The 16,483-nt window shown below is 57.0% G+C and carries 16 protein-coding genes; 11 read left to right on the plus strand and 5 right to left on the minus strand.

Going from position 1 to position 16,483, the window contains the following annotated elements; all coding sequences use genetic code 11:
• Positions 1 to 10: 10 nt before the first annotated feature.
• Positions 11 to 175, minus strand: a complete 165-nt coding sequence (locus J2X72_RS09435) for a hypothetical protein (RefSeq protein ID WP_181872304.1) — start codon at positions 173 to 175, stop codon at positions 11 to 13.
• 268 nt (positions 176 to 443) lie between these two features.
• On the opposite strand from J2X72_RS09435, the gene rimP reads away from it, so the two are divergent.
• The 10 genes from rimP (at position 444) to J2X72_RS09485 (ending at position 12,014) form a co-directional block, all read left to right on the plus strand.
• Positions 444 to 1,112 (plus strand): ribosome maturation factor RimP, encoded by a 669-nt coding sequence (gene rimP / locus J2X72_RS09440; protein ID WP_310071187.1) that lies wholly within the window; start codon positions 444 to 446, stop codon positions 1,110 to 1,112.
• 65 nt (positions 1,113 to 1,177) lie between these two features.
• Positions 1,178 to 2,779 (plus strand): transcription termination factor NusA, encoded by a 1,602-nt coding sequence (nusA, locus tag J2X72_RS09445; protein WP_209998202.1) that lies wholly within the window; start codon positions 1,178 to 1,180, stop codon positions 2,777 to 2,779.
• Between the two features lie 29 nt (positions 2,780 to 2,808).
• Positions 2,809 to 3,450 (plus strand): RNA-binding protein, encoded by a 642-nt coding sequence (locus J2X72_RS09450; RefSeq protein WP_310071190.1) that lies wholly within the window; start codon positions 2,809 to 2,811, stop codon positions 3,448 to 3,450.
• A complete protein-coding gene (gene infB / locus J2X72_RS09455) occupies positions 3,447 to 6,173 on the plus strand; it encodes a translation initiation factor IF-2 (RefSeq protein WP_209998200.1) in 2,727 nt (908 codons plus the stop codon). Before J2X72_RS09450 ends, infB begins: the two co-directional genes overlap by 4 nt.
• Positions 6,174 to 6,269: 96 nt before the next feature.
• Positions 6,270 to 6,731: a 30S ribosome-binding factor RbfA gene (rbfA, locus tag J2X72_RS09460; protein ID WP_209998199.1), complete on the plus strand. Its 462-nt coding sequence runs from the start codon at positions 6,270 to 6,272 to the stop codon at positions 6,729 to 6,731.
• Between the two features lies 1 nt (position 6,732).
• On the plus strand, positions 6,733 to 7,704 hold the full coding sequence (gene truB / locus J2X72_RS09465) for a tRNA pseudouridine(55) synthase TruB (RefSeq protein WP_310072170.1): 972 nt from the start codon (positions 6,733 to 6,735) through the stop codon (positions 7,702 to 7,704).
• A gap of 194 nt (positions 7,705 to 7,898) precedes the next feature.
• Positions 7,899 to 8,018 carry a hypothetical protein gene (locus tag J2X72_RS25070; protein ID WP_405044682.1) on the plus strand — a complete coding sequence of 40 codons (120 nt, stop codon included), beginning with the start codon at positions 7,899 to 7,901 and terminating at the stop codon, positions 8,016 to 8,018.
• 192 nt (positions 8,019 to 8,210) lie between these two features.
• Complete coding sequence (rpsO, locus tag J2X72_RS09475) at positions 8,211 to 8,558, plus strand: 30S ribosomal protein S15 (RefSeq protein ID WP_310072173.1); 348 nt, start codon at positions 8,211 to 8,213, stop codon at positions 8,556 to 8,558.
• Between the two features lie 216 nt (positions 8,559 to 8,774).
• A complete protein-coding gene (pnp, locus tag J2X72_RS09480) occupies positions 8,775 to 10,916 on the plus strand; it encodes a polyribonucleotide nucleotidyltransferase (protein ID WP_112526584.1) in 2,142 nt (713 codons plus the stop codon).
• An 81-nt stretch (positions 10,917 to 10,997) separates the two neighbouring features.
• On the plus strand, positions 10,998 to 12,014 hold the full coding sequence (locus J2X72_RS09485) for a class I SAM-dependent methyltransferase (protein ID WP_310071197.1): 1,017 nt from the start codon (positions 10,998 to 11,000) through the stop codon (positions 12,012 to 12,014).
• A 135-nt stretch (positions 12,015 to 12,149) separates the two neighbouring features.
• Here J2X72_RS09485 and fabI read toward each other — a convergent pair whose 3' ends face one another.
• Genes fabI through fabA form a run of 3 tightly spaced genes read right to left on the minus strand, consistent with a single transcriptional unit; the run spans position 12,150 to position 14,751 of the window.
• Positions 12,150 to 12,965: an enoyl-ACP reductase FabI gene (gene fabI / locus J2X72_RS09490; RefSeq protein ID WP_310071200.1), complete on the minus strand. Its 816-nt coding sequence runs from the start codon at positions 12,963 to 12,965 to the stop codon at positions 12,150 to 12,152.
• A gap of 7 nt (positions 12,966 to 12,972) precedes the next feature.
• Positions 12,973 to 14,199, minus strand: coding sequence for a beta-ketoacyl-ACP synthase I (gene fabB / locus J2X72_RS09495; protein WP_209998195.1), 1,227 nt, complete (start codon positions 14,197 to 14,199; stop codon positions 12,973 to 12,975).
• A 36-nt stretch (positions 14,200 to 14,235) separates the two neighbouring features.
• On the minus strand, positions 14,236 to 14,751 hold the full coding sequence (fabA, locus tag J2X72_RS09500) for a 3-hydroxyacyl-[acyl-carrier-protein] dehydratase FabA (protein WP_008122449.1): 516 nt from the start codon (positions 14,749 to 14,751) through the stop codon (positions 14,236 to 14,238).
• A gap of 318 nt (positions 14,752 to 15,069) precedes the next feature.
• On the opposite strand from fabA, the gene irrA reads away from it, so the two are divergent.
• The gene (gene irrA / locus J2X72_RS09505) at positions 15,070 to 15,501 is read left to right on the plus strand and encodes an iron response transcriptional regulator IrrA (RefSeq protein ID WP_112526576.1); all 432 of its coding nucleotides are present in this window, start codon (positions 15,070 to 15,072) and stop codon (positions 15,499 to 15,501) included.
• Between the two features lie 175 nt (positions 15,502 to 15,676).
• On the opposite strand, the gene J2X72_RS09510 is transcribed toward irrA, so the two are convergent.
• Positions 15,677 to 16,438 (minus strand): SDR family oxidoreductase, encoded by a 762-nt coding sequence (locus tag J2X72_RS09510; RefSeq protein ID WP_310071207.1) that lies wholly within the window; start codon positions 16,436 to 16,438, stop codon positions 15,677 to 15,679.
• Between the last annotated feature and the right edge of the window lie 45 nt (positions 16,439 to 16,483).

The raw sequence follows: 16,483 nt of genomic DNA on the forward strand, positions 1-16,483 counted from the left end.
CTACCGGAAATTAGCGCCGGTAGATGGACTTGAACTGTACGGGATCGATGCCGAGCGCACGAAGGTCAGACGCGACAGGCTGGTGGCCAAGTCGAGTAGCTTCGGCGACAGCGACCGCACTTCCGAACGCGCGGAAGAAGTTGCCAATCTTTGAGAGCTGTTGAGTTTTGGACATTTTGTTATCCCTTAATCCATATTGCACTGCAGCATAGATAGGATGTATGAGGCGATAAATTTAGGTCCAACAACGCAGGGCAGCCATGCGAAAACGCATGACGAGATCGGCGTCTGTAAACAACTCGGTAGAAAATCACCTCTGCGCTTGAAACTCGCGCACCATTTCGGTATATAAGCGTCATATTCTTGGTCGATAGAACAGGAGTGGGTCCAGACCGGTCCCGCTCTTTTTTGTTTCTTAAGGCCGAAACAGGGAAAATCTTTGCGTGACAGACGACGCTAATACGAAACAGGAAATAGCCCCGATAGAGGGCGCGGACGAGCGGATCATTACTGAAACGGGTATCGACGCCCGCGTCGCCGGTATCATTGAACCGGTACTGCAGTCGATCGGCTTTCGGTTGGTCCGTGCCCGGCTTTCCGGTCTCAATGGCCTGACGCTTCAGATCATGACCGAGCGCCACGATGGCACGATGACTGTGGAAGATTGCGAACTCGTCAGCCGAACATTGTCACCGGTGCTTGATGTCGAGGATCCAATCGACCGCAACTATCATCTGGAAGTGTCGTCACCGGGGATTGACCGGCCATTGGTGCGCAAATCGGATTTTACCAAATGGATCGGCCATATCGCCAAAATCGATACATCGGCCGTTCACGAAGGGCGCAAAAAGTTTCGCGGCCGCATAGCCGAGGTTTCCGGTGAAGGTGTAACGGTCGAGAGCGACCAGGCGAGCTATGGCGACAAACCAGTCGTAGAGGTCCCGTTCGATCTGATTTCGGATGCGCGGCTTGTCCTGACAGACGATCTCATTCGCGATGCGCTGCGCCGCGACAAGGATTTGCGCGAAGGCCGGATCCCGGAAGATAGCACTGGCCAGGCAGACGAGGCGGAAGCTTCAACGGCCGGGCAGGAACAGACAAAACAGGATTGATATTTCATACGCCCGCAGAAGCAAATGCGGCGATGAACCCCAAGGGGAACTTCAAGGAGAAGAACATGGCAGTCAGTGCAAACAGGCTAGAACTTCTGCAGATCGCCGATGCGGTTGCGCGCGAGAAGTCGATCGACCGCGAGATCGTGATTGCGGCGATGGCCGATGCCATTCAGAAAGCCGCGCGCTCGCGTTATGGCCAGGAAACCAATATCCGGGCCGATATCAACGCCAAGACCGGTGAGATCAAGCTTCAGCGCCTGCTTGAGGTGGTCGAGGATGTGGAAGATCCGGTCACCCAGATCGGCATGGAAGCTGCGCGCGATCGCAATCCAGATGCGCAACCCGGCGATTTCCTTGCCGACCAGCTGCCACCCATGGATTTTGGCCGTATCGCTGCGCAATCTGCCAAGCAGGTCATCGTGCAGAAAGTGCGCGAAGCCGAGCGTGACCGCCAATACGATGAATACAAGGATCGCGTTGGCGAAATCATCAACGGCAGTGTCAAGCGCGTTGAATATGGCAACGTGATCGTCGACCTCGGGCGTGGTGAAGCCATTGTCCGCCGCGACGAGCTGATCCCCCGCGAAACGTTCCGTTATGGCGATCGTGTTCGCGCTTATGTTTACGATGTACGCCGCGAACAGCGAGGCCCGCAGATTTTCCTGAGCCGCACCCATCCGCAGTTCATGGCAAAGCTCTTCACCATGGAAGTGCCGGAAATTTACGATGGCATTATCGAGATCAAGTCGGTAGCCCGCGATCCGGGCTCACGCGCCAAGATCGCTGTCATCTCCCGTGACTCCTCGATCGACCCGGTCGGCGCCTGCGTTGGTATGCGCGGTTCGCGTGTTCAGGCGGTGGTTGGTGAGCTTCAGGGCGAAAAGATCGACATTATTCCATGGTCACCTGAGCCGGCTTCGTTCATTGTCAATGCGCTGCAGCCGGCAGAAGTTTCAAAAGTTGTTCTCGATGAGGACGCCGAACGTATTGAAGTTGTGGTCCCGGATGACCAACTATCTCTTGCGATCGGTCGTCGCGGGCAGAACGTGCGTCTCGCTTCCCAGTTGACCGGTTGGGACATCGATATTCTTACGGAGCAGGAAGAATCCGAGCGCCGTCAGAAGGAATTCGTCGAACGCTCGAACCTTTTCATGGAAGCGCTTGATGTCGACGAGATGGTCGGCCAGGTCCTTGCCTCCGAAGGTTTTGCCAGTGTCGAGGAAATCGCGTATGTGGATGCCGACGACATTTCCTCCATTGATGGTTTCGACGAGGATACGGCAACTGAAATTCAGCAGCGCGCCCAGGAATATCTTGGCCGTATCGAGGAGGAACGCGACGCCCGCCGTAAGGAACTGGGTGTTGCGGACGAGCTTCGTGACCTGCCGGGCATGACAAACGCTATTCTCGTCGCTGTCGGTGAAGATGGCGTCAAGACGATCGAGGACTTCGCTGGCTATGCGGTCGACGAACTGACCGGCTGGCGTGAACGCAAGGATGGTGAGACAATCAATTATCCCGGCATTCTGTCGTCGTTCGAGGTTAGCCGTGCTGACGCGGAACAGATGGTTCTTGCCGCGCGCCTGAAAGCCGGATGGATTACGGAAGACGATCTTGCCGCTGCCGAAGCTGAACCAACGGCAGAAGAAGAGGTCGCTGGCTGATTTCGAGCGATCTAGACGTGGAACCGGAAATGAACGACAGAACGTGCATTGTCACGCGGACAAGCGGTTCTGTCGATGACATGATCCGGTTTGTCGCTGGTCCCGATGGTACGGTTGTGGCTGATCTGAAGCGCAATCTTCCCGGCCGGGGCTGTTGGGTGAAGGCCCAACGGCGCTACATTGATGAAGCGGTCAAGCGAAAGCTTTTTCCGCGCGGATTGAAAAGCAGCGTCACGGCTCCCGATAATCTGGGACAGACAGTGGATCAAATGCTTGCAAAATCGGCGTTGGGCAGTTTTGGGTTGGCGCGAAAGGCCGGGGTTGTGGTAACAGGGGCCGCAAAAGTGGATATTGCGATCCGCAATGGCACCGCTGCACTCGTGCTTCATGCCTTTGAAGCCGCGGAAGATGGTGTCCGCAAACTTGACCAGGCCCGTCGTTCGGTTGTTTATGCGGGCGGACCTGAAATACCCGCCCTTTCATTGTTCGAAAGCAATGAAATGGATTTGGCATTGGGCGGGGTAAATGTGATACATGCTGCCGTACTCAAGGGGAAGGCAGCTGCCGGGTTCATGAAACGAGCCTGGCTTCTGCAGCATTTTCGCGATGGCCCCACGGATGTGGCCGACGCTAAAGCGGCGACTGTCGCGAAGGAAACGGAAACGGAATGAGCGATACAAAATCGACAGACGACAAGACGCTAGGCGTCAATAAGAAGACCCTGACCCTGAAGCGGCCTGGCGTTGAACAGAGCACCGTGCGTCAGAACTTCAGCCATGGGCGTACGAAGTCTGTTGTCGTTGAAACAAAGAAGCGCAAGTTCAGCCTCCCGGATCAGAAACCGGAGGTTGCGCCTCCTGTTGCGGCGACTCCAGCGCCAACGCCGGCAGCTGCGCCCGCGCGCCCTGCACCCCAGCCGGCTGCACCGCCGCCAAGTGCTGCTGCTGCACCGGCGCCGCGTCCGGCGGCTCCAGCTGCGTCGGCGCCAGCGCCTCAGACGAGTGCGCGTCCCGCTGCGCCAGCCCAGCAACGTCCCGCCCAACAGCCGTATCGTCCTTCCGGTCAGCGCCCGAATGATCGTTCCGGTATGGTGCTCAATACGCTGTCCACAGCCGAACTCGAAGCGCGCCGCAAGGCTCTTGAAGGTTCCAAGGCCCGTGATGCAGAAGATCGCGCCAAGGCAGCCATCGAAGCCGCCCGCCGTGCTGAAGACGACGCACTCCGTGCTCAGGAGCGTGAAGCATCTGCCCGCCGTCAGGCTGAGGAAGAAGAGCGCCTGCGCAAGGAGGCTGAGGCCAAGCTGCGTGCGGAAGAAGAATCCCGCAAGCGCCAGCCTGCCGAGTTGAAGACAGCCGACGACGCAACATTGAAGGCAGCGGCGCGCAAACCGAATGCTGCCGAAGAAGACGACGATCGTCGTGGTCCTGCTGGTGCGCGCCGTGGTACCAGTGCTGCTCCGGCGAAGCCGGAAGTCCGGGCGCCAAAGGTCGTCAAGGGTGAAGATGAACGCCGTCGCGGCAAGCTGACGTTGGGCACCGCGCTCAATGATGAAAGTCGCAGCCGTTCGCTTTCCGCCATGCGTCGCCGCCAGGAGAAATTCAAACGCGGCATGCAGCAGGAAACCCGCGAGAAGATCGCGCGTGAAGTTATTCTGCCGGAGACGATTACGATCCAGGAACTCGCCCAGCGTATGGCCGAGCGTTCCGTCGACGTCATCAAATTCCTGATGAAGGAAGGGCAGATGATGAAGCCGGGCGATCTGATCGACGCCGATACGGCCCAATTGATTGCCGAGGAATTCGGCCACACGGTCCGTCGTGTTGCCGAATCCGACGTCGAAGAAGGTATCTTCAACGTCCAGGACGACACCGCATCTTTCGTGTCGCGTCCGCCGGTCGTTACCATCATGGGTCACGTCGATCACGGCAAGACCTCGCTGCTCGATGCGATCCGCAAGGCCAACGTCGTTTCCGGCGAAGCTGGCGGCATTACCCAGCATATCGGTGCCTACCAGGTCGAACAGAACGGCCAGAAGATCACGTTTATCGATACGCCGGGCCACGCAGCCTTCACGGCCATGCGTGCTCGCGGTGCGCAGGCAACCGATATCGCCATTCTGGTTGTTGCTGCCGATGACAGCGTCATGCCGCAGACGATCGAGTCGATCAACCATGCCAAGGCTGCAGGCGTTCCGATCATCGTCGCGATCAACAAGATCGATAAGCCGTCTGCTGATCCGCAGAAGGTTCGCAACGGTCTTTTGCAGCACGAAGTCTTCGTGGAATCGATGGGCGGTGAAACACTGGACGTCGAGGTGTCGGCCAAGACCGGAGCCGGCCTCGACAAGCTTCTGGAAACGATCCTGCTTCAGGCGGAAGTTCTCGATCTCAAAGCCGATCCTACCCGGACCGCCGAAGGTGTCGTGATTGAAGCCAAGCTTGATCGTGGCCGCGGTTCGGTTGCTACCGTTCTGGTTCAGAAGGGCACTCTCAGGCCGGGCGATATCATCGTCGCGGGCAGCGAGTGGGGCCGTGTTCGTGCCTTGGTCAATGACCGTGGTGAAAATCTCAAGGATGCCGGACCGGCAACGCCGGTCGAGGTTCTTGGTCTGGGCGGACCGCCGCAGGCTGGTGATCGTTTTGCAGTCGTTGAAAGCGAAGCCAAGGCGCGTGAAATTTCCGAATACCGTACGCGCCTCGCCCGTGAAAAGGCTGTGGCACGTCAGGCCGGTTCACGCGGTTCGCTTGAACAGATGATGAGCCAGCTTCAGGTAACCGGGCTGAAGGAATTTCCGCTTCTCATCAAGGGTGATGTGCAAGGCTCGATCGAAGCCATTGCCGGTGCTCTGGATAAGCTTGGAACCGACGAAGTACGGGCGCGCATCATCCACTCGGGTGCCGGGGGCATCACCGAGAGCGATATTGCCCTTGCGGAGGCCTCCAACGCGGCAATCATTGGCTTCAACGTGCGTGCCAATAAGCAGGCTCGTGATCTGGCCGAGCGTGAAGGAATCGAGATCCGCTACTACAACATCATCTACGACCTCGTTGATGATGTGAAAGCGGCGATGTCGGGTCTTCTTTCGCCAGAGCGCCGTGAAACCTTCATCGGTAACGCGGAAATTCTGGAAGTATTCAACATCACCAAGGTCGGCAAGGTCGCTGGCTGTCGTGTCACGGAAGGCAAGGTTGAACGTGGTGCGGGCGTCCGCCTTATCCGCGACAACGTCGTCATCCACGAAGGCAAGCTCAAGACGCTCAAGCGCTTCAAGGACGAAGTTACCGAAGTCCCGGCCGGTCAGGAATGCGGCATGGCGTTCGAGAATTACGACGATATGCGCGCAGGCGACACAATCGAAGCTTTCCGCGTCGAACATGTGACCCGCACGCTCTAAGGAGCAGCGACCAAATCACTGAGGATAGGATCGCCGGAATGCAAAGCCGGCGATCCATTGTTTATTGGAATGCGAATTTTTGGGATACAACAATTAATGGCTCGCTTTGCTACAGGAACAGGCCCTTCTCAACGTCAGTTGCGCGTCAGTGAACAAGTGCGCCATGCGGTTTCTCAAGTGCTTCAGCGCGGCGATGTCCGCGACGACACGTTGGAAAATGCCGTGATTGCCATTTCAGAAGTGCGCATGTCGCCAGATCTGAAAATCGCTACCTGCTTTGTGTCGCCGGTTGGTGCCATCGACAGCGAAGGCGTCATCAGCGCCCTCAACAAGAATGCCAAGTTCATTCGCGGCCGGGCCGCGGCTCATCTCAAGCAGATGAAATATATGCCAGAATTTCGGTTCCGCATTGACACCAGCTTCGACAACTACGCCAAGATCGACGCTCTGCTGCGCAAGCCGGAAGTCACTCGCGACCTCATCGATGATGAGGATGACAACGGTGGTGATCCAAATCCGGGCGATGTGCCAGGCCATGACGGCGACGGTAACGGCTGAGATGACACGGCAGCGCAAGAAAAAGGGCCGTCCGGTTTCCGGCTGGCTGATCTTCGACAAGCCGACGGGCATGGGATCCACCGAGGCTGTCTCCAAAATCAAATGGTTGTTCAAGGCCGAGAAGGCCGGACATGCAGGCACGCTGGACCCTCTGGCATCCGGCATGCTGCCGATCGCTTTGGGTGAGGCGACAAAGACGGTTCCCTATGTCATGGACGGAACGAAGATCTATCGCTTTGAAGTTACCTGGGGCGCTGAACGCTCCACGGATGATCTGGAGGGCGAGGTGACTTTGACCTCGGATTTGCGTCCGGACGAAGCCGCAATCAAGGCGTTGCTGCCGAAATACACCGGTGTCATCCAACAGACGCCGCCCAAATTCTCCGCCATCAAAATCGCTGGCGAACGAGCCTACGATCTCGCTCGCGGCGGCGAAGAAGTCGAGATACCCTCCCGCGAAGTGGAAATTGACAGACTGGAATTGATCGAGCAGACCGATGCTTCGACGGCAATCTTCGAAGTCGAATGCGGGAAGGGCACTTATGTGCGCTCTCTCGCACGCGACATGGGCCGGGATCTTGGTTGCTATGGCCACATTTCCGACCTGCGCCGCACCGAGGTTGCACCGTTCGACGAATCCGATTTTGTCACACTCGCGGAGTTGGAAGCTGCGCATCCTCCTGTTCCGACAGAGGAAGAGGGCGAGGATCGCTCCTATGAGCGGCTCGCCGAGCGCTTCTCGGTGATGGATGCGTTCCTCATCGATACCGGCGCAGCGTTGGAGGGCCTGCCACAGGTAGCCGTCTCCGATGATCAGGCGCATCGCATTCGCATGGGAAATCCTGTGATACTTCGCGGGCGTGATGCACCTGTCGAAGCCGACGAAGCCTGCGTGACTGCCAAGGGCAAGCTGCTGGCGATCGGTTTTATCGAGAAAGGTCAGTTCCAGCCAAAGCGGGTTTTCACAGGCTGACAGCGTCCCGCAGATGATCGCCGGATTGACAACTGCACCTCAACGATGGCGACCTGCTGGAGTTTTTGGATGCGGCTCTGGCAGACCTTGATGATGAGTGGAAAGAATGAGGCGTGGCGACCTTGCGACAGTCGTAATTCAAGGAGACATCGGAACCTCTGCCCGCTCTGGTCGTGCAGTCTTCTCAGTTCGATATGACGGCTTCAGTTACAATTCTGCCAATGACCAGTACTTTGGTTGCAGCACCTCTCATCCGCCTGACCGTCCAGCCGGATGCCGAAAAAATGGATTGCGCAAACCTTCAAAGATCATGATTGACAATGCCACGACAATAATGCGCACCAAGATCGGCGCCCCTTTGGGCGACTCGACGATGAAACCATGGTTTCAGTCAATGGCGCTTTGGCGCTGTTTCTCGGATTTGCCTGAGGAAACCGCCAGAATCATTTGCGGCTGGTAATTTGTCACATTTTCGACTATACGGCCCGCAGCGACCAGCTTTTGCTATCGCTTTAACCGGCCCCCGCTGGACGACATCCCGGCCGTGGGCATCCTGTTTTCCTCTTCAAAAGAAAGGATATACGATGTCGATAACCGCTGAACGCAAGCAGGCAGTGATCACTGAATATGCAACGAAGCCAGGCGATACCGGTTCTCCGGAAGTCCAGGTTGCCGTTCTGACAGAGCGCATTGTCAATTTGACCGAACATTTCAAGGACCACAAGAAGGATAACCATTCCCGCCGTGGCCTGCTCAAGCTTGTCTCGACGCGCCGCAGCCTTCTTGATTACCTCAAGAAAGTTGATCAGGGCCGTTATCAGACGCTGATCGAAAAGCTCGGCCTGCGCCGTTAATAACGGATTAAACCGGCGGATACGCGTTGCGTTCCGCCGGTTTCTTCATTCCGATGAGGAATGAATTCTACCATGAGACAGGTCATGGGGCAGGATTGCTGGCAACTCGAAAGTGCGAGTTGCAAATTGTCTTGCCCGTGATTGGTCTAAATCGAAACGGGAGATCGATGCTGCTATCCAAAGGGAAGCGCGTCTTTCTCCACTGAAGGACAAGATATGTTTAATCAACACAAAGTTGAAATCGAATGGGGTGGACGTCCGCTCATTCTCGAAACCGGCAAGATCGCCCGTCAGGCTGACGGCGCCGTTCTCGCCACCTACGGCGAAACGGTCGTACTCGCGACGGTCGTTTCCGCCAAGGCCCCGAAGGCCGGTCAGGACTTCTTCCCTCTGACCGTCAACTACCAGGAAAAGACCTACGCGGCCGGCAAGATCCCCGGTGGCTATTTCAAGCGTGAAGGTCGTCCGAGCGAAAACGAAACATTGGTTTCGCGTTTGATCGACCGCCCGATCCGTCCACTCTTTGCCGATGGCTACAAGAACGACACACAGGTTGTTCTGACTGTTATCCAGCACGATCTCGAAAACAACCCGGACATCGTCTCGATGATCGGCGCCTCTGCTGCCTTGACGCTCTCCGGCGTGCCTTTCATGGGCCCGATCGGCGGCGCGCGCGTCGGCTACATTGGTGGGGAATACAGGCTGAACCCTACTGTTGATGAAATGCCGGAATCGAGCCTTGATCTCGTGGTCGCCGGTACGGGCGACGCGGTTCTCATGGTTGAATCGGAAGCCAAGGAATTGGCGGAAGACGTTATGCTCGGCGCCGTGATGTTCGGCCATCGCGCTTTCCAGCCGGTTATCGATGCGATCATCAAGCTCGCTGAAGTCGCCGCAAAAGAGCCGCGCGACTTCCAGACGGACGACCTTTCGGCTGCAGAAGCAGCCGTTCTGAAGGTAGTCGAGGCTGATCTGCGCGATGCCTACAAGATCACAGACAAGCAGGATCGCTACAATGCGGTCGATGCAGCGAAAGCCAAGGTCAAGGCGCACTTCTTCCCGGAAGGCGTTGAAGAGCCAGAGTTTTCCGCAGAAGAGATCGCAACCGTATTCAAGTCGGTTCAGGCGAAGATCGTTCGCTGGAACATTCTCGACACGGGCAGCCGTATCGACGGCCGTGATCTTTCGACAGTCCGTCCGATCGTTTCGGAAGTTGGTCTTCTGCCACGCACGCACGGCTCGGCGCTGTTCACCCGCGGTGAAACACAGGCCATCGTCGTTGCGACGCTGGGTACTGGCGAAGACGAGCAATATGTTGACTCGTTGACTGGCATGTACAAAGAAACCTTCATGCTTCACTACAATTTCCCGCCCTATTCGGTCGGTGAAACTGGTCGCATGGGTTCGCCAGGACGTCGCGAGATCGGTCATGGCAAGCTCGCCTGGCGCGCTATCCACCCGGTTCTGCCTGCCAAGGAACAGTTCCCCTACACGCTCCGCACGGTCTCCGAAATCACCGAATCCAATGGTTCGTCCTCAATGGCTACGGTGTGCGGCACGTCGCTTGCCCTTATGGATGCTGGTGTTCCGCTACTCCGTCCGGTCGCCGGTATCGCCATGGGCCTGATCCTCGAAGGCGAGAAGTTCGCCGTTCTGTCCGATATCCTCGGCGACGAAGATCATCTTGGCGACATGGACTTCAAGGTAGCCGGCTCGGAAAACGGTATCACTGCCCTGCAGATGGATATCAAGATCGACGGCATCACCGAAGAGATCATGAAAGTTGCTTTGGCGCAGGCCAAGGATGGGCGTCTGCACATCCTCGGCGAAATGGCGAAGGCCATCACCGAAGGCCGTTCGGAACTTGGCGAATTCGCACCACGCATTGAAGTCATGAACATTCCGACCGACAAGATCCGTGACGTCATCGGTTCCGGTGGCAAAGTCATTCGCGAGATCGTCGAAAAGACTGGCGCGAAGATCAACATCGAAGACGATGGTACAGTCAAGATTGCATCGTCCTCGGCCAAGGAAATCGAAGCTGCACGCAAGTGGATCCACTCGATTGTGGCTGAACCGGAAGTCGGCGAGATCTATGAAGGCACAGTTGTAAAGACCGCTGACTTCGGTGCGTTCGTAAACTTCTTCGGCCCACGCGACGGTCTGGTTCACATCTCGCAGCTTGCTTCGGATCGTGTTGCCAAGACTTCAGACGTGGTCAAGGAAGGCCAGAAGGTCTGGGTCAAGCTCATGGGCTTCGATGAACGCGGCAAGGTTCGCCTGTCGATGAAAGTCGTCGATCAGGAAACTGGCAAGGAAATCGTTCAGGAAAAGAAGGCTCAGGAAGACGCTGAGTAATCTTCTGAATAGAGTATAGTGAAAGCGCGCCCTTGTGGCGCGCTTTTTTCTTGGCACAACATATCTATAGATGGATCCTCTATGGCCAACGGCGCCCTGCAGACGCTCTTCCTGCCTTTTGAAGACGAGATACTACCCTTGCCGGACAAAGGCGCCGCATGGCTTTTTCTTGGGGCAGAAGTAGATCGCAATGTAGGTGAAGAGTGGACGACAAGCCTCACATGTCTACAGCCGTTCAAACCAGACTACCTTGCATTGCAGAAGGCAGGCTTCAATGCCGTTCCGAGGTTGCAGGGCGACGAAGGTTTCGATGGCGCATTGATCTTGCTGGGCAAGCACAAGGGTCGCAATGAAAACTGGCTGGCTCAGGCGTTGAAGCACGTCAGACCCGGTGGCCAGATCGTGGTTTCGGGCGATAAGAAGCTCGGCGTCGACAGCTTCCGAAAGACGGTGGGGAGCATCGTCGCGGTTGCTGACCGGCTATCAAAGCATCATGCTGTCGCCTTCTGGTTCATGCGGCCGGAAAAAGTAAATAGCGAGCAAATTGAAAGACTTACCGGCGAGGCGACAAAGCTTGAAGATCGCTTTACGACGGCACCAGGCATGTTTTCGCATGCCGCGATAGACAAGGGTTCGGCCATGCTGGTCAAGCATTTCGCCGGTCGCATTACGGGGCACGCGGCGGACTTCGGCGCTGGTTGGGGCTACCTTGCCAGCGAAGTTTTGAATCACCCGGAAAAGCTCAAATCGCTTGCTCTTTACGAGGCCGATTACGAGGCACTGGAAGCATCCAAATTGAACGTCAATGGGGGTGCGATCCCCGTGACGTTCCATTGGCACGACGTGAATAGCGAAGCGATTACAGAGATTTACGACACCATCGTCATGAATCCACCGTTCCATGCAGGGCGCAGTGCGGACCCGGCGATGGGGCAGGGTTTCATAGCAGCGGCAGCCAAACGGCTCAAGCCTGGTGGCAAGCTGTTGCTCGTCGCCAACCGGCAGATGCCCTATGAGGCGGGACTGAAAGCACTGTTCAAATCAGTGCTGCCGCTTGAGGATAATGCCGGCTACAAGATCATTGAGGCCAAGAAGTAATTTCACAACTAAAATACCACTCGTGGTAGCAAAAAGCGCGCCAGATTCGGCATTTCTTGCACCATTTTTGCAGAGTCTTGCGCCATTTTCGGGAAACTTGCGCAAGATCCGTCCCCGGGTAAAGCAGGGCCGGACTCACTCCTTGCCGTCGTCGGATTTTTTCAATTCTTCCAGGGTCGGCATCGACACGATGTTGTAGCCGGAATCCACATAGTGGATTTCACCGGTGACACCGCTCGACAGGTCTGACAGGAGGTAGAGGGCAGACCGGCCGACGTCTTCGATATCGACCGTCCGGCGTAGCGGGGCATTGCGCTTCTGGTAGGAGAACATGGCGCGTGCGTCGCCGATGCCGGCGCCAGCCAATGTGCGCACAGGACCCGCAGAAATTGCATTGACGCGAATTCCTTCCGGACCGTAGTCGGCGGCCAGATAGCGGACCATCGCTTCCAGTGCGGCCTTGGCCACGCCCATCACATTGTAGTTGGGCATCACTCGGGTGGAGCCGCCATAGGTCAGTGTCAGGATAGAACCGCCTTCCCTCATCAGCTTTGCCGCGCGCTGGGCGACCTCGGTGAAAGAGTAGGCGGAGATGACCATGGTGCGGCTGAAATTGTCCCGCGTCGTCACGTCGGCATAGCGGCCCTTGAGCTGCGACTTGTCCGAGAAGCCGATGGCGTGAACAACGAAATCGATCGTGCCCCATTCTTTTTCCAGCGTCTCGAAAACCGCATCGACGGTCGCGATGTCTTCGACATCGCAGGGCAGCAGCAGTTTCGAGCCAAGCTGTTCCGCCAAGGGTGCGACACGCTTGCCGAAGGCTTCGCCCTGGTAGGTGAATGCGAGTTCGGCACCATTGTCGGCCAATTCCTTGGCGATCCCCCAGGCAATGGAGTGGCTGTTCGCGACCCCCATGATAAGGCCGCGTTTGCCCTTCATTAAATCTGCCATTGTTTCCTCAATCCTCGTAACGCTGGTAAACCAGCGAAGCATTCGTGCCGCCAAATCCGAAGGAGTTGGTCAAGACCGTATTCAGTTTGATATTGTCTATCCGCCGGCGCGTGATGGGCATGTCTTCGAATGCCGGATCGAGTTCTTCGATATTGGCGCTTTCCGCGATGAAATCGTGATTCATCATCAAAAGCGAATAGATGGACTCGTGTACGCCGGTCGCACCCTGCGAATGGCCTGTCAGGGATTTGGTCGCCGAAATAGGCGGGCACTGGTTGCCCGAACCGAAGACTTCGCGGATGGCCTCGATTTCCTTGAGATCGCCGACGGGCGTCGAGGTCGCGTGCGGATTGATGTAGTCGACCGGACCCTTGACGTTGGCGATCGCCATGCGCATGCAGCGCGCCGCACCTTCGCCGCTCGGTGCGACCATGTCGGCACCATCCGAGGTCACGCCGTAACCGACAAGTTCGCCGTAAATCTTTGCGCCACGCGCCTTGGCATGTTCAAGCTCTTCAAGAACGAGAACGCCTGCGCCACCCGAAATGACAAAGCCATCGCGATTCTTGTCGTAGGCTCGTGAGGCCACGGATGGCCGGTCGTTGAATTTGGAGGACATGGCGCCCATGCCGTCGAAGAGCACGGACAAGGTCCAGTCGAGATCTTCGCAGCCGCCGGCGAACATCATGTCCTGCTTGCCATACTGGATCATCTCATAAGCGTTGCCGACACAGTGGTTGGATGTCGCGCAGGCCGAGGAAATGGAATAATTGACACCCTTGATCTTGAACCATGTGGCAAGCGTTGCGGAGGCGGTCGAAGACATTGCTTTCGGTACGGCGAAGGGACCGACCTTCTTGCTGGAACCGGATTCGATGGTCTTTTCGGCAGACTCGACGATTGTGCGGGTGGACGAGCCGCCCGAACCCATGATGATGCCGGTGCGCTCATTGGAAATGAGATCCGTATCGAGCCCGGCGTCAGCGATGGCCTGATCCATGGCGACATGGTTCCAGGCAGTGCCACCGCCGTGGAAACGCATCGCGCGACGGTCTACCAGCGTTGATGGATCGAGGGTGGGTGCACCATGGACCTGGCTGCGGAAGCCGTGCTTCGCATATTCCTCAGCAAAGACGATGCCCGATTTCGCTGCGCGCAGCGATTCCAGCACCTCCTCCACATTGTTGCCAATAGAGGACACGATACCCATGCCCGTCACAACCACTCGCCGCATCGCGATCTCCTTAAAGGTAATACGCTGCCAAATTTGTCAGGCAGCGCTTTCCTTGAATAGGCCAACCCGCAGGTCAGTTGCTTTATAGATAGTCTCGCCATCGACCTTTAACCAGCCATCGGCAATTCCAAGCACCAGACGGCCGCGCATGACACGCTTGAAGTCGATGCCATATTCGACAAGTTTGTTTTTCGGCGTGACCATGCCGGTGAACTTGACCTCGCCGGTAGAGAGGGCGCGGCCCTTGCCAGGCTCGCCGAGCCAGCCGAGATAAAAGCCGGTCAATTGCCACATGGCATCGAGGCCGAGGCAGCCGGGCATGACAGGATCGCCAATGAAATGACAGGGGAAGAACCAAAGGTCAGGCTTGATATCGAACTCAGCACGGATATAGCCCTTGCCATTCTCGCCGCCTGTTTCAGAAATCTCGGTGATCCGGTCGAACATCAGCATAGGTGGTGCTGGCAACTGGGCGTTGCCCTGACCGAACATCTCTCCGCGGGCACAGGCAAGGAGCTCTTCATACCCGTAGCTTGATTTCTGTTCTGGCATTCTTTCTCCCATCGGTAACGTCAAGGCTTGCGCCTGGATATGTTCCGGCGCGGGCGGACCCTATCATAGAGTATTTCCGCCTGAAAACGCTGCATAGAGCAAACCACGATCAAATGGAACCCTCGCCCGAGCGAACCGCTCTGCGAATTTCGTGTGACATGTGATTTCCAGTTGTGCCCACACTTTTCCTCAGACAAACGGTGTAAATGCTGCCTATTGATCGATTTCGCAAGACAGCATATATCAATCATGTAACACGATGGACAATGTGTCCGTGGTGGGACTTCTGATATGAGTTAACGGAGTGGCAGACGGGCCATGCATATTTCTTATGAAATTGACGCTGATGTGTCCTTGCAGGAGCGCTTGCGCTTTGCAGGGTTGCGGCCGACCCGTCAGCGTATCGCGCTCGCCAGCCTGATCTTTGCCAAGGGTGACAGGCACCTTTCGGCCGAAGAACTGCACGAAGAGGCGCTTGGCGCCAATGTCCCGGTTTCGCTGGCGACGGTGTACAATACACTGCATCAATTTACCCAGGCCGGAATGCTCCGCATCCTCGCAGTCGAGGGCGCAAAGACCTATTTCGACACCAACGTTTCGGACCATCATCACTTTTTCGTTGAAGGCGAAAATGAGGTAATCGACATCCCCAGTGGTTCGACCATGGTTGGCAATTTGCCTCCGGTTCCGGAAGGCATGGAAATCGTCAACGTCGACATCATCATTCGCCTGCGCAAAAAGCGCGGCTGATCCAGGCTAGTCAATCTTATAGGTACGGAATACCGGGCGCCGACGCATCGCCTGTTGCGCCATAGACTCGTCGTCCGATCGTAGCCCGCTCGACTACCTCTATTCCCTCTCGACCGGGTCAACAGGTCCTGACCCGGTCGAGTACGAAAGTGCAATGGATAATTGCGTTCGACGCTCAGATTCCGAGACCACCGCCGACGTCGATTACACCGCCGGTCATGTAGCTGGCGTCCGGTCCCGCGAGAAAGGTAACGAGCGCGGCAACTTCCTCGAGCTTTGCAATGCGGCGGATGGGGTGAAGGTCGAGGAACGCGTCGGGAGCATGAACGTCGCCCATCACCTCCCTCATCATATCGGTCGGCATGGCACCGGGCTGGACAACGTTGACGGTGATGTTGCGTCCACCCAGATCGCGGGCAATGCCCTTCGCATAGCCGTTTATGGCAGCCTTGGTTCCCACATAGTCCGCGAGGCCGGGGAACAGGGAGCGGGTGCCGCTCACAGAACCGATGAAGATGATCCGTCCGCCATCAGGGAGCGCCGGGGCGGCCGCGCGGGTGGTCGCCACGGCGCCCATGACGTTGATCTGCCACTGACGGTCGAGATTGACCGTGTCGAGTTCGGGGTCGTCGACGGTCTTGCCTTGCACGACGATTGCGGCATTATTGACGAGGATATCGAGCTTGCCGAATTCGGCAATTACCGAGTCGATCAAAGGCTTGGCGGCAGCAAGGTCGGCTTGGTCGCTCTTGATCGCGATCGCGCGGACGCCCTTTGCCTTGAGCTTCTGAACAACAGATTCGGCTTTTTCGGCTGACGCAACGTAACTTATCGCGACATCAGCACCTTGATCGGCAAACGCTTCGGCGATGGCGGTGCCGAGCCCGCGCGACCCGCCGGTAACGAGCACGGTCTTGCCCTTCAATACGTTCGACATGAGAATCCCTTTCTGTGGACGACCAGGGCGTCACCCCGGTCTGGT

This window comes from Phyllobacterium sp. 1468 (assembly GCF_031455525.1).
In the GTDB taxonomy this organism is placed as follows: Bacteria; Pseudomonadota; Alphaproteobacteria; order Rhizobiales; family Rhizobiaceae; genus Phyllobacterium.